The 14,385-nt window shown below is 33.9% G+C and carries 13 protein-coding genes; 2 read left to right on the top strand and 11 right to left on the bottom strand.

Going from position 1 to position 14,385, the window contains the following annotated elements; genetic code table 11:
- Positions 1–43 precede the first annotated feature (43 nt).
- On the top strand, positions 44–1,042 hold the full coding sequence (locus tag BMZ09_RS04860; protein WP_090838028.1) for a glycoside hydrolase family 113: 999 nt from the start codon (positions 44–46) through the stop codon (positions 1,040–1,042).
- Entirely contained in the window at positions 1,043–2,296 is a 1,254-nt protein-coding gene (locus BMZ09_RS04855) for a BamA/TamA family outer membrane protein (RefSeq protein WP_090838027.1), read from the top strand.
- Here BMZ09_RS04855 and BMZ09_RS04850 read toward each other — a convergent pair.
- Genes BMZ09_RS04850 through BMZ09_RS04800 form a run of 11 tightly spaced genes read right to left on the bottom strand, consistent with a single transcriptional unit; the run spans position 2,293 to position 14,352 of the window.
- Entirely contained in the window at positions 2,293–2,982 is a 690-nt protein-coding gene (locus tag BMZ09_RS04850; protein WP_090838025.1) for a TIGR04283 family arsenosugar biosynthesis glycosyltransferase, read from the bottom strand. The genes BMZ09_RS04855 and BMZ09_RS04850 overlap by 4 nt on opposite strands.
- A 32-nt stretch (positions 2,983–3,014) precedes the next feature.
- Positions 3,015–3,911 (bottom strand): DUF547 domain-containing protein, encoded by an 897-nt coding sequence (locus BMZ09_RS04845; protein ID WP_090838023.1) that lies wholly within the window; start codon positions 3,909–3,911, stop codon positions 3,015–3,017.
- Positions 3,908–4,789 (bottom strand): sterol desaturase family protein, encoded by an 882-nt coding sequence (locus tag BMZ09_RS04840; RefSeq protein WP_090838021.1) that lies wholly within the window; start codon positions 4,787–4,789, stop codon positions 3,908–3,910. Before BMZ09_RS04840 ends, BMZ09_RS04845 begins: the two co-directional genes overlap by 4 nt.
- A 56-nt stretch (positions 4,790–4,845) precedes the next feature.
- The gene (locus tag BMZ09_RS04835) at positions 4,846–5,658 is read right to left on the bottom strand and encodes a purine-nucleoside phosphorylase (RefSeq protein WP_090838019.1); all 813 of its coding nucleotides are present in this window, start codon (positions 5,656–5,658) and stop codon (positions 4,846–4,848) included.
- A 4-nt stretch (positions 5,659–5,662) separates the two neighbouring features.
- Positions 5,663–6,385, bottom strand: coding sequence for a DM13 domain-containing protein (locus BMZ09_RS04830; protein WP_090838018.1), 723 nt, complete (start codon positions 6,383–6,385; stop codon positions 5,663–5,665).
- Between the two features lie 12 nt (positions 6,386–6,397).
- Entirely contained in the window at positions 6,398–6,997 is a 600-nt protein-coding gene (locus tag BMZ09_RS04825; protein ID WP_090838016.1) for a TIGR04282 family arsenosugar biosynthesis glycosyltransferase, read from the bottom strand.
- 10 nt (positions 6,998–7,007) lie between these two features.
- A complete protein-coding gene (locus BMZ09_RS04820) occupies positions 7,008–7,550 on the bottom strand; it encodes a rhodanese-like domain-containing protein (protein ID WP_090838014.1) in 543 nt (180 codons plus the stop codon).
- A 4-nt stretch (positions 7,551–7,554) separates the two neighbouring features.
- Positions 7,555–8,382, bottom strand: coding sequence for a metallophosphoesterase family protein (locus tag BMZ09_RS04815; RefSeq protein ID WP_090838013.1), 828 nt, complete (start codon positions 8,380–8,382; stop codon positions 7,555–7,557).
- Positions 8,367–9,701, bottom strand: a complete 1,335-nt coding sequence (locus tag BMZ09_RS04810) for an SLC5/6 family protein (protein WP_090838011.1) — start codon at positions 9,699–9,701, stop codon at positions 8,367–8,369. Before BMZ09_RS04810 ends, BMZ09_RS04815 begins: the two co-directional genes overlap by 16 nt.
- Positions 9,702–9,704: 3 nt before the next feature.
- Positions 9,705–11,150, bottom strand: coding sequence for a SusD/RagB family nutrient-binding outer membrane lipoprotein (locus BMZ09_RS04805; RefSeq protein ID WP_090838010.1), 1,446 nt, complete (start codon positions 11,148–11,150; stop codon positions 9,705–9,707).
- A 10-nt stretch (positions 11,151–11,160) separates the two neighbouring features.
- Positions 11,161–14,352 carry a SusC/RagA family TonB-linked outer membrane protein gene (locus tag BMZ09_RS04800; protein WP_090838008.1) on the bottom strand — a complete coding sequence of 1,064 codons (3,192 nt, stop codon included), beginning with the start codon at positions 14,350–14,352 and terminating at the stop codon, positions 11,161–11,163.
- Positions 14,353–14,385: the final 33 nt, after the last annotated feature.

The raw sequence follows: 14,385 nt of genomic DNA, 5'->3' as shown, positions 1-14,385 counted from the left end.
TCCTGCTGAAAAGCGGGATTTATTTATATTTAGTCAAAAAAAAATGCGCATTAATCCTCTATTACTTCTAATTGTGTTACTTCAGTCTTGTACGGCTCAGGTAAAAAAAATTAATGGCGTAAGTTACGTCGCACATAGGGATAGTATTACTCAAAAAAACATAGCACCTTTACTAAATATAAATGCTAATTATGCGGCCATAATGCCTTTTGCTATGATTAAAGACTTGGCACATCCAGTAGTTAATTATGATAAGGAAAGACAATGGTTTGGAGAAACCCTTACAGGCGGTAAACAATACATTAATACGTTAAAAAAGAACAATATTAATGCCATGCTTAAACCACAAATATGGGTATGGAAAGGGGAGTTTACTGGGTTTTTAGAAATGACAACCGAAGCCGATTGGCTAACGTTTGAAACCACGTATTCAAAATTTATTTTAGCTTTTGCTCAAGTAGCAGAAGATACCAATACTGAGATTTTTTGCATTGGTACAGAGTTAGAAAAATTTGTTGCTGCTAGACCAGAATATTGGTCTAAGTTAATTAAAGATATTCGCGCCATTTATAAAGGTAAATTAACCTACGCTGCCAATTGGAATGAGTTTGAAAAAACACCATTTTGGGATCAGTTAGATTATATTGGTGTCGATGCCTATTTTCCGGTTAGCGATAGTAAAACACCAACAATAGAAGAGTGTTTAAAAGGTTGGGCTAAGCATAAAGAAACACTCAAAACGTTTTCTGAAAAGTATAATAAACCTATTTTGTTTACAGAGTTTGGATACCGCAGTATAGATTATTCTGGTAAAGCACCTTGGACTGTAGACCGTGTAGAAAGTAAGGTAAATCTGGACGCTCAAGTTAATACCACAAAAGCGTTATTTAAAACCTTTTGGAACGAAGATTGGTTTGCAGGTGGTTTTGTGTGGAAATGGTTTATTAACCACGATAAAGTTGGAGGGCTGGAAAACAACCGTTTTACACCGCAAAATAAGCCCGCAGAAACTGTAATTAAAGAACATTATAAAGTAAATTAAATGAAATATTTTCTGTTTTTATTAAGCCTGTTAGCAACCATTGTAATGCACTCTCAAAACATTACAGATGTGAAAATTCAAGGTAATAAAAAACTGAAATCTAGTTTTGTAAAAAAAATAGCTATAGCAAAAGCAGGAGCTGTGTTAGACTCCATGCAACTAGAGGAAGATATTAAATTATTAAAACGTTTGCCATCCGTATCTCATGCGTATTATCAAGTGTTTCCGTCGGAAAATGGCAATTATAATGTGTTTTATAATATTGAAGAAAATTTTACTATTATTCCTTCTTTTAATGTTTATACATCTAATGATGGCGAGTTTGCTTACCGTTTAGGTGTTTATGAATTTAATTTGTTAGGTCAAAATATGATTTTTGGAGGTTTTTATCAAAAGGATATTTTTAGTTCTTATGGTATTAATTTTAGAGCACCTTTTTTGTTTAGTCGTCGGTTTGGTTTGGCGGTAAATCATCAAGATTTACAAACGTTAGAACCTGTCTTTTTTGATAATACAACATCAGATTATAAGTATAGAAATAAGTCTTTTGAAGTTTTGGGTTTATATCAACCTAATTTTAATAACCGTTTTGAATTTGGAATTAATTATTTTTTAGAAGAATATCAATACGTGTCAGGAGCTACAAGTCTTAGTGTGCCTCAGGAATTAAGTGTCAAAAAATTATTATACAAGGGTATTTACGAATATAACAACCTAGATTATAATTATCAATACGTATCTGGTTTTAAGAGCCAGTTAAATTTGCAATATGTGACGTCTACTAGTGATGACTTACCCGAGTTTTTAATTGGTTGGAACGATTTTAATTACTACAAAAGAGTAGGGCAGAAAGGGAATTGGGCGACACGAATGCGTGTTGGTTTTTCTAGTAATGATGACACACCATTTGCTCCGTTTTCAGTAGATAATAATTTAAATATTAGAGGTGTCGGTAATACCATTGATAGAGGTACAGGTGCTATTGTGGTTAATACAGAGTATAGACACACCTTATACGAAAAAGGTTGGTTTGCGTTGCAAGGTAATGCGTTTGTTGATGCAGGAAGCTGGCGTAATCCAGGAGGTGATTTTGGCGATTTTAGTGACGCTGATAACTTTAGGGTTTTTCCTGGTGTTGGTTTGCGCTTTATACACAAATCTATATTTAATGCTATTTTTAGAATAGATTATGGCTACGGAGTCTCAGAAAAAGATGGTCAAGGTTTAGTCTTTGGTATTGGACAATATTTCTAGCAAATATGTTTTTTGTAGTAATGATGCAAGTCTTCCGCAGAAGCGCCAAACCATTTTTTGACATATATTACCCAAAAGTGATATTGTAGTTTCCAAATTCCATGTTTCTCGTAGCGTCTTGCAGAGGTTTTAAGTTTGTGGTTGATAACTACAAATTCATTACGTTTATACAACTCGTTAATCAAAATATTGTCTTCGTAGATTGTATATGTTTCGTTAAAACCACCAATATCATTAAATAATGCTTTGGTAATAAATTGACTTTGATCACCACCGCGACTAGCTCTCCATGAAAATTTAGTTAGCCAACTAGCCAAGCGTAACCACCAATGTTTACTATCAAATTGTAACCTGAAACAACCTGCGTTATTTCCTTTTTTAATTTCTTCTAAAATTAAATGATCGTATCTGTTTGGTGGAAAAGAGTCGGCATGTAAAAAATAAAGAATGTCTCCTTTAGAAGCTTTTGCACCAATATTCATTTGTTTTGCACGTCCTTTTTCAGAATGCAACACTTTAATGTTTAAACCTAATGTATTGATAATTGAAACGGTATTGTCCGTACTTCCGCCATCAACAACAATAATCTCTTGAATGGTGTTTAATGAGGCGTTATCAATTAAATGATATAAGAGCTCAGTAATGTGTTCAGCTTCGTTTAAAACCGGGATAATAATGCTTATCATGCTTTATTTACGTAAGTTTTATTAGATTGGTTTTAGTTATTTAAGTCCCAGTTGTAATCTTTATAGCTAATTTTAGCTTTCGCTGAAATGGTTATGTCTGTATACTTGTTTAAAAAGTCAATCAAACTGCCATTTTGTTCAAAATCTTTATCAAACCATTTAAATATTTTTGATAATTTCAAACTGTTTTCTTTGATCTCGTTACGTTTAGTATCGCTTAAAAACTGTTTAGTTGCAGCAGTTAATTGTGTTTCTAAACTTGAAGCTGTAAATGCAGTATTTTGTAATTTAGGACAAGAATAAGAGGCGCAAACAATCGCGAAGTGAATACGCGGTTCGTCCATTTTACGCAAAATTTCATGCTCAATGTCTTCTAAACTATACCATTTGTCTCCTAGTTCCCAAAGTTTTTGGCCCCAAGGGGCTTTGATGTCTTTAATGCTTTTTACAGGATAGTTTTTTATAATTAAATCTATTGTTAATGCGTTGTATGCATTAATCCAATAGGCTAGCTTTTCGTTTTTAGAAATAGAATCAAATTCGGGTTTGGACTTTAATAAAGCCAGAATATGTATGTATTCTACTAATTTTTTATGATCAGTTTTAAAGGATTTATAGTTTACATTTCCGTTATCAGAAACATGTTTTTGTAATAGCTCATTCCATAAAAAATGAATGTTAGAATGCTCAGTTTTAGTAAGGATTTGATTGAATTCCTTTTGAATAATAGTGTCTTTTGCTTTTATGTTTTCAGTTTCTTGAATAGTGTTTTCTTTCAGTACTAAATCATCTGTTTTAATTTCAGCGACAGCTTGCTCCTGTAAAACAGTCGATTCTTGGATTGGTTTTGTGGTGTCTTGAGCAACTTTTTTTGCATTACAGCAAGAACTAAACAAGACAATTAAAATTAATACGATGCTGTTTTTCATTTTTTTAAAGGATATAATTCTTGACTAATAAAATCTTTTGGAAACGTTTCGTCACCTTCAAAACCTAACTCGATATCACGACCATCATGCGGAATGTAATTGGTTTTAAAAATATAATCCCAAATACTTAACGTGATCCCAAAGTTTACACCATAAGTTATGTTTTTTGGTAAGTGTTTTACGTGATGCCAAATGTGCATTTTTGGATTGTTAAATACATATTTTAAAGCCCCATAATCCCAACCTAAATTGGCATGATTTAAGTGCCCAACAGTGATCGCGAAAAAATGCACTATCGCAACATGTTGTGCATCAAATCCACCAATAATGGCAATAGGAATGTATAACATGGATTTATATAAAATAGGTTCCATCCAGTGGTAACGTAAATGTGCTGCAAATCCCATTTCTTTTACACTGTGGTGTACTTTATGGAAGTTCCATAAAAACTCAAAACGATGTAATAAATTATGTGTAATCCATTGTGTAAAGTCAGAGATTATAAAAAATATAAACAAGCCTAACCATAATGGTAAATTGTCAACATCAAACAGCTGAAAGTTAGAAATAGATAAACCAACAACACCTAAAATATCATCAAAAAAACCAGCAGCAGTATTAGATAATGCTATTAAAATGATAAGATTAAGCAAAAAGAAATTAAAGAACATATAAAACGTGTCCAACCAAAAATCTTTACGGAAAATAGATTGATTTTTACGCCAAGGAAACACAATCTCTAAACCCCAAACTACTAACGATATTAGGATTAACCCATAAAAATAGTTGTCCCAGTTATTTGGGAATATAATTTGGTGTTTTAGATAGTTCCAATAACCAAAATAGGCGTTTTTTATAATGTCTATATATTTTTCCATAGCTGGCTAAATTAGCCTTTTAGTTACTTTTTTGATGTAACTAAAGTTACATCGTGTTATAGTGTTTCTATTAAACCTTTAAATAACGTAATCATATCTGGTTCTGCTTGATTAGCCATTGCAATAATTTCGCTAATATCTACCGGTTTTAGATTACTTGGGTCGCATTCATCTGTTAAAACTGACACAGCAGCTACTTTTAAATTTAAATGATTAGCAACAATTACTTCTGGAACAGTACTCATCCCAACAGCATCGGTACCAATAATTTTTAACATTCTGTATTCTGCTCTAGTTTCTAATTGCGGTCCAACAACGCTAGTGTATACGCCTTCGTGTAATGTGATATTGTTTGCTTTAGCAATTGCTTTAAATTTTTTGTTTATTTCTAAATCGTAAGGCGCACTCATGTCAACAAAACGTTCTCCTAATTCTTGAACACCTTTAAAGGCTAAAGGAGAACTTCCTTGAAGGTTAATATGATCGTCAATTAACATCAATTCACCTTTCTTAAAGTCTAAATTAATGGCTCCAGAAGCATTAGAAACTAGTAATGTTTTAATCCCTAGTTTTTCCATAACTCTAACAGGGTAAGTCACGTCTTCCAAACTGTAACCTTCATAAATATGAAAGCGACCTTGCATGACAATTACTTTTTTACCTGCTAGATTTCCGAAAATTAATTTCCCTTTATGAAACTCGACAGTCGCTGTCGGAAAATTAGGAATATGATTATAACTTACTTCTTCTATAATCTCAATTTCGTCTGTTAATTTACCTAATCCAGTACCTAAAATAATACCAACTTCAGGAGTGTTAAAACCTTTTTCTTGAAGATATTCTACTGTTTTATTTATATGTTTTATCATTAATTTATTGCTTAATAAGCTTCTTTGTAATGCTTTTACCTTCAGCTTTAATTTCTACCAAATATACGCCAGAATTTAATGAAGATAAATTTATAGTTTGATTTCTTAAGGATACAGTATTATCTTCTAATACTTTTTTACCAAATACATTATATAAATTGATTTCTAAATTTAATTGCTTAGGGTTCGAAATCTCAATTTGATTATTTGTTGGGTTTGGGTAAAAAGAGACGTTGTTTAATAGCTCGTTTTCATCAACGCTTAATGTAGTGCAATCTGTTCCTGAAGGCGTATTTAAACTTACATGTCCCCAACGTTCATTTATTGTTATACATTGTATAACAATATAATCGTATTCATCTAAAGTTACAGTAGAAGGAATTGAAAAAGTCATCATTCCTGTTATTGGAGATACTCCTGGTCCTCCAGTTCCACCACCATCGTTCATTAATGGTTGTGTGCTTACTTCTAGAGCATCAGAACCAGTTGCTTCTATGTTATCGAATTTAGATAAATAAACTCTTAAATCGGCTCCTTGAACAGTTGCGAAATCAGATTCAAAAATCACATTTTTAGTTCCATTCGTTTCGAAAGTAATATTTCCAGTTCCACTAATACTATAAGCTGGATCACTTTGTATAAATGTCCCACTTCTTGAACATTGCGCATTTGCTAATTGAAAAAAAGCCGCAAAAAATGCAGCTAAATAAAGTAGTTTTGTTCTCATAGTAGTTTTGTTTTATTTTAAATATTTTTTAAAAATATCGTAAGGCTTTAAGTCTTCGACATAATCTATGTCGTTTAAAGTCTCTAAAACATACAAACTAGAAGTTAATTTTGAAACGGTTTGTTTGTAAACAGTTTCTGTTCCCCAATTTTCAATATCAAAAACAGATGTGTTAAGAGTTTTCATGCCTAAAAGATAATAACCACCATCTTCAGCAGGACCAATAACATTATCATTTGTGTCTAATTTCTTAAAAGCTTGATTTATTATTTCGGTATTTAAATCGTATAAATCGCTACCAACAATTATTATTTTCTCGTAACCTTTTTTAAATCCATTGTCGAAAGCATTTTGCATGCGTGCACCTAAATCGTCCCCAAATTGTTGGTGTTTAGAGAATACTTCTGAATCCCAAATATCATTTTCTCGTATTTTTACAGAATAATAAACCGCTCTATCACAATCTAATTTAGAAAGCACATTTTTAGTGTATTCTAATAAAAACTTGTAAATTTCTAAAGCAGAAGTTTCACCAATACCTTTTGCTAAGCGCGATTTAACCTTGCCTAACTCTGGATTTCTTGTAAATGTAATGATGAGATTTTTGTGCATTCTAGCTTAATTATTTTTTAGATTTCTTTCGTGTCTTTTTCTTCTCAGTTTTTGGCTCTTCTTCATAAATTTTATCTCCTTTTTTAAGCCATTTGCTCCATGCTTCATTAAAAGTATGGACTTTATTGGTTTCTTTTTCTTCCGAATCTACTACAATAAAATCGTTGTTTTTCCATTCGAAAATACCGCCATAAAGATTAAGTACATTTGTGTAGCCTTCGTCTTTTAGTTTTTTTGCAATTGTTTCTGATCGTATTCCAAGTGAGCAATAAACTACTATTTTTTGATCTTTGTTAGTATGTTTTTCTGTGACTGTTTTAATGTCAAAAAAGTCATAACCAACTAATATTGCATTTTTAATATGACTCACTTCAAACTCTTTAGGCTCTCGTGCATCTAGTATAACAGCGTCAGTTATTGGCATTGCTAATTCTTGCACAGTAATGTAAGGGACGCTGTTTTTATTGTGTTTTTTTAATAACTCATCCAACGTGTCTTGTGCTATACTTTGTGCAGCAAAAAGACTTATAAATAAAAATAATACTGTTTTCATAGGGTTATAAATTAATTCCGAAACCTTGTAAACCACTTTCTATTGCTGGTAATATTTCTGTGTTATCCCAAATTCCCGTAATAATGGTTCTTGCATATTCTTCTGGCAACAATCCATTTTTCATTAAACTATTGGTCAATTTATAATTATAGTCGAGGTTATGGTGTGTAAATTTCATTTCGCCATTAACATTTTCTAAAATAGCATACCATACTTGCGGAGTGCCATCATTAGCAGGCATACCAATAACGCCTGGATTTAACCATAATTTTTGGTCTTGCTCATGGCTAAAAGGCAGACCGCAATGTCCAGCAATAATAACATCGCTATTGGTGGCTTCTAATGTTTTTGATTTAACAGACCAGTCTGTAGATTTAAACACAAATTCTGATACATTAAAGTAATCACCATGTACAACCGCTACTTTTTTGTTGGCATAGTTAAATGTTATATGATCAGGAATCGTTTTAAGATGTTCAATGGAGTTTTTACTCAGCTGACTTTGGGCAAATGGATACCATAGTTTTGAAAACCCATCACAACGTGACCCTTCAGTAAAGTCGCAACCACAATCTTCTTCGCCTTCAATAAGTTGTATTTCTACATTACCTAAAACACTATTGGCTTTCCATAATTTAAACAGCTGGACTGTTTCTTCTGGTTGTGCGCAATAGCCAACAATATCTCCAGTACAAATGCAGTTTTCTGGTTTGATCTCTTCTTTTTCGGCAACAGCTTTAAGCGCTTCTAAAGCTTGTAAATTACTGTAAACGCCTCCAAAAAGAAGCACTTTACCAGATAATGTGCCAATATGTTTTATTGTTTTATCCATCTAGGAACGAAATATAAAATGTTACAACTAAAAATCCCCCAAACATTTACCCAAAGTAAATCGGCATAACGCCCTTTAGTAAAAATTAATGCCTCAGGAAAAGCTTTAAATATTAATAAAAATCCAAAAAGTAAGCCACAACCCACACTTAAATAAAAACTTATTTTGGGTACTTTATAATTCCAGAATAAAAAGATTGGTGTTAAACCAATGACCATAGTTCCGGAAATGGTGGTTGCTGATAGGATTTCGGCATTAAAAAAGATTGGAATGGTCCCTAATAAGGCAATTGCAACCATCGCTAATCTTCCAAAAGAAAGGCTTTTGCCTAAGCCTAAATCCACAGCTAATAATTTTGAAAATGAAGAAAAAGTAGAATCTAAGGTTGATGCTGCAGAGGTAATCATTATAAAATTAATGACTAACAATACCACCACACCAAATGCTTTTCCAACCTCAACTGCTGCTTGTCCTTTAAAACCTTGTGTTTGTGCGTAAACACCAATAATACTGAATAACACAATACAAATGGCGCCTAATAAACTAGCCCATAAAAAGCTTTTTCTAGTCACTTTAGGAGAACTTATAAAGGCTCTGTCGGTTAAAACGGGATCGTGAAAAGGGTAACTAAACGATTGGATTATAGCTGCAAAAAACAGATTTAAACCCAGTTCAAAACTCCAAGTTCCTGACGTTGCAATGTCTTTTGCTGTAAAATTTTCCACAGAAAAAATAGTATATAAAATAATGATTAGCAGTACAGAAAACAAGACCATCTGGATCACGTCCGTAAAAATAGAACTACTCAGACCACCTTTGATAGCATAGCTTAGCGTTAGTAATGTAAATACAATTATGGCTGTGTAGTAGCTAGCACTTCCTGTTTCTCCAAAGTAAGAGCCAATAACCATGGTGTTACTCCAGACCTCATTAAACAATCTAATAATAATCAAAATAGTAAAAACAGCGACTGCTTTTTTACCAAATTTACTTGTTAAAAACTGATGGATGCTAGTGTAGCCACCTTTGGTGCGTAATTGATATATTAGTAATCCTGCAACTGCAAAACTTAAATAATATCCCGCATAAGCGACTCCACCAACAATACCAAAGTCTAAACCTAAATTAGCCGCATTGGTAATGCTTTTGGCAAAAATCCAAGAAATAATAAGGCTTCCTGTTAGGACTAAAACGTTAGGTGATTTTTTATTGTGATTAGCTTTAAAAAACGACTCGGTAGTTTTAGCGTAAGGGGACAGTAAAAACAAGAGTAAACTTGATCCTACTACCAAAATCCATTGCCAAATTTCTGTACTCATCTGTTAGTTTTCGTCCCACCAAACTGGGAAGTTTATATCGTTACCATTTGTTGCATTTGCAGCTTGATTATAATTCTCAGCATTTAAAGCATCTTCTTCTGCAGGATAAGGCATTCTAACCGGAATTAAACCATTATTTAAACTTGCAGACACGGTGTTAAATTCAGGGTAACCTGTACGTCTGTAGTCTACCCAACCTTCATAACCATTAATAATATTAGCAATCCACTTTTGAGTCATTATTTGTTGTAACGGTGTTGTGCCAACAGCATCATAAGCTGCGTTATCTGTTAAGTAAGTTGCTGGTAAATCAGTCTGCCAATATTCAAAAGCTTGCGTTACTCCTGTGTTGTATAACGCTTGTGCATTTGCTGTAATTAACCCTTTTTCGGCAGCTTCGGCTAGTGTAAAGTAAACCTCCCAAGAGGTCATGAAATTAGCATCTAAAACCGAGGTGTCTTCTCTAAAAGCAGTGCCTGCTAAAGAGTATTCTGCTAAAGCAATAGATGTTGATGAGGCATCTATACCATTTAGTAAGCCGTTATACTCATTAGTTGTGGCGTTTTCAAAAGGTCTGAAAAAAGTGCCTATTCTGTTATCGTTTAAGTTCGTTAATAGCTCCTCCATAGTTTCGGATAGTACAAAATTATTGAAATCTCCAACACGCAATTGTGCTAGTCTAAAGCTGTTTGGATCAGTATTAGTAAAGTTAAATACTGCGTTTTCAGCTGTAGCTGAAATAAAATCGCCTGAGTTGTATAAGGCTTGTAAGTCTTCCGAAACATCGATTTTATCCGATAGTCTCATTAAATATTTCAACTTTAAACTATTAGCAAAAGTTATCCAAGCTTGCAAATTTCCATCAAATAGAATGTCACCTTCTAAAGGAATGGCTAAGCTGTAATTTTGGATGGCTGTAATCCCTTTGTCTAAGTTATCAAGGATTCCGTTCTCATCTAAATAAATAGATTGCTGCGTGTTATAAGTTGGTGTAACGGTTCCGTTAACACCATTAAAAGCTTCAAAGTAGGGCACATCTCCAAATAGATCTGTTAATCCTGCTGCCATATACGCTTTCAGAATTAAGGCTGGACCTTCATATACTTGAAAAGTAGCTGTTGTTCTGGATTGCGTTAGTATGATTTCGTTATCACGTAAGTTGGTGTAAAAAATAGGCCAAGGATTTCCTCCTAATTGTGGCGATTTTAAATCATGTCTGTCAAAAAGGTTAAAGTCTAAAGCGGTTCTGTGTTGCGATAATAAATCACCTGCAACAAAACCTTCGTAACTCATTTGTTCTCCAAAATCGTAAATAACTTGACGTAACAACAAACTTGGTTGTACAGTGTTTGGAGCGTTAGGATTAGTATTAATGTCTTCAAAGTCCTTGGTGCAACTTGTAGTTAAAACAAGCGCGAAAAAACTTAATATATATAATGTGTTTTTCATGGTGTTGCTCTTAAAAATTTAAACTTGCTTTTAATCCAAAACTACGTGATGAGGCATAACTCATGTCTTCCACACCACTTACAAAACCATCACCTTGAACCGCTAATTGCTCTGGATCAAAATGTGGGTTTTCTGTAATAACAAACAAGTTGCGACCAATTAAGGATATGGCAATATCGCCACCTTCTTCTAAGCCTAAAAAGCCTTCTTTTAGTTTAAAATTGTAACCAATAGAAAATTGTCTCAACTTTAAGTAAGACGCATCATAGACATTATTCTCTTCATGGTTTCTGTCGTAAAATTGTCTGTAATAGCTTTCGGCAGATACCGCTACGGTGTTAGGTTGTCCGGAAGCAGTTACACCTTCTGCAACAATACCATCTTCAGGTCTGTACTCGGTTTCTGCTAATTGACCTCCAACATTACCTAAAGCACTGGTTCTTGATACAATTTCTCCACCTTGTCTCCAATCAAACAAAAAGCTTGCAGTCCAATTTTTATAACTAAAATCGTTATTCCAACCTAATGTAAAATCTGGATTGTAATTCCCTAGTTTTTTAAGTGTATTGTCTGCTATATAGCGTCCGTCGCTATCTATTATAAATTGTCCGTCTTCGTTTTTAAGATACCCTGTACCATAAAAGTCTCCAATTTGCCCACCTTCTTCAACTTGAAACCAAACGGTTTGATTGGCACTATCGTAAATTCGGCTATAAGCCAATGTTAAACGACCATCAGCTTGCGGTAACTCTTCAATAGTTGCTTTGTTTTTAGCGAAGTTAAACGTCGTGTTCCACTTGAAGTTATTGGTTTTTACAGGTGTGATACCGGCAATAATTTCGATACCAGTCGATTTTACTTTACCACCGTTAACGACTTGTTGCTCATAACCTGAGGATATAGGAATAGGTAATGATATGATCTGGTCTTTGGTAATCGCATTGTAATAGGTAAAGTCAAAACGGATACGGTCATTTAGAAAACGTAAATCTGCACCAAACTCGTAATTAGTGGTGCTTTCTGGTTTTAAATTAGCGTTAGGAATAAAGTCCTGATTGCTAAAAGTTGGTTGACCGTTATAAGGTGTTTGGGAGATAAAAGCGCCCGAGGTTTGATACGCATTAGTATCGTTTCCTACTTGCGCTACACTAGCTCTTAGTTTAGCAAATGATACCGCTTTTGGAAGTGTGGTAACATTAGATAAAATAAAGCTAGCTGAAGCCGAAGGATAGAAAAATGAAGTCCCATCTACAGAAAAAGGGGTTGCTAAAGCACTAGACCAATCATTACGTCCTGTAATATCTAAATATAGAAAGTCTTTGTAACCCAATTTGGCAATACCGTAAAAAGAATTAATACGTTTTTTAGAGTCAAACTGAAATACTTCAATAGGAGATGCTGCATTATTTAAACTAAAAATACCAGGTTGTGCTAAATTAACGGTTTGCGCTTGTTTTGTGGATGCCTTCTGGTCTAAACGATTTCCTCCAGCGGATACATCTACTTTAAAATCGCCAAAGGTCTTATTGTAATTTAATAAAAAGTCAGTGTTAATTTCTCTGAAAAACACATCGTGTTCTGCGTAAGCACCATTTTTAAATCGGTTGCTAGAATAACTGCGTTTTAATTCTCTTTTTTCTGAAGAGTAGTCCATTCCTGTTCGGAATTGTAAACTAAAGGCATCGGTAAATTGATGCTTAAAAGCCACATTACCAAACACACGATCGCGATTAAAACTGTTGGTGTTTTCGTATAAAATAAAATAAGGATTGTCAAAAAACGTGTAGTTAAAACTGTATTGTTGCACGCCTTCTAAACCAGGTTGCCAATAATTTTTTAAGCTATTAATATCTAGACTTCGTGGTCCCCAAGCGACCAAACTATAATTTGCGTTTTCACTTCCATAACCATTAGACGGTCTATTATCACTAGTTGAGTTAGTGTAAGAAATAGAGGTTGAAATCGTGGTTTTATCCGTAGGTTCAAAATTTAGTTTTGCAGCAACGGTTTGCCTGTCTAAATTGACACCAGGGATAATAGATTCACTTCTCAAGTCTGTAAAAGACAAACGATAATCTCCTGTGTCAAACCCATTAGAGATCGCAATATTATTAATTGTTGTGACGCCAGTTTGATAAAAGTCTTTTAAGTTGTCAGGATTGGATTTTAAGAGTGTTGGTGTAATAGCGTCGCCATTATATAAAGCAGTATCGCCACCACGTATAATCGTTCCGTTTGACAACACGACAGGACTATCAAATTGCGATGCAAAATTACCTGCATCCAATTGCGGTCCCCAAGAATAGGTAATATTGTCGTTAATACCACCACCAAGACCATCTACATATTCAAATTGTCCAGAATTACCTTGTCCGTAACTATTTTGAAATTCTGGTAATCTAAAAGCAGAATCCACAAATACAGAGGTGTTAATACTAATCCCTAAACCTTTTGACTTTTTACCATCTTTAGTTTTTATTACAATAACGCCGTTTGATGCGCGCGTACCATATAAAGCAGCTGCACTTGGTCCTTTTAAAACCGAAACTTCTTCAATATCATCCGCATTAACATCCATTGCGCCATTTCCGAAATCTATTTCCTGAAAACCTGCAGCAGCTTCGTTTGTAAAGTTAAAAACAGTATTGTTATTGATAGGGACACCGTCGACAACAAATAGAGGATTGTTGTTAGAGAAAGAGGCTTCACCACGAATCGTGATTTTTGAAGACGATCCAACACCTGTTGCGCCTTGAGAGATCGTCACACCTGCTAATTTCCCTGCTAAATTGTCTAAAAAATTAACCGCTTTAACTTCTGTAAGTCCTTTTGAAGATAAAGACTGTACCACATAACCTAGCTCTTTTGTGTCGCGTTCTAACCCTAAGGCTGTGATAACCACTTCGTCTAAACTTGAAGCATCTTCCATTAAAGCAACGTTTATAGTGGTTTGATTAGTGATGGCTATTTGTTGTGTTTTATACCCAATAAACGAAAACGATAACGTCTCCGTATTATCTAAAATAGTAATAGAATATTGTCCATCGTTATCCGTAATTGTTCCGCTGTTGTTGCTAGTCACAATGTTAACGTATGGTAATGTTTGACCATCTTCAGCACTTGTAACGGTACCTGTAATTGTAGTTTGCGCGATGCTAAATGTAGATACAAGAAGCAAAGCACATAAGTAAATGTGTTTCATTTAAAAAGATTAGTTTCAGTAATAAAATGACTT

Source organism: Olleya namhaensis, from assembly GCF_900114005.1.
GTDB classification, from domain to species: Bacteria; Bacteroidota; Bacteroidia; order Flavobacteriales; family Flavobacteriaceae; genus Olleya; species Olleya namhaensis.
The sequence above is the reverse complement of the archived record's forward strand: the minus strand, read 5'-3'. Positions and strand labels throughout refer to the sequence as shown.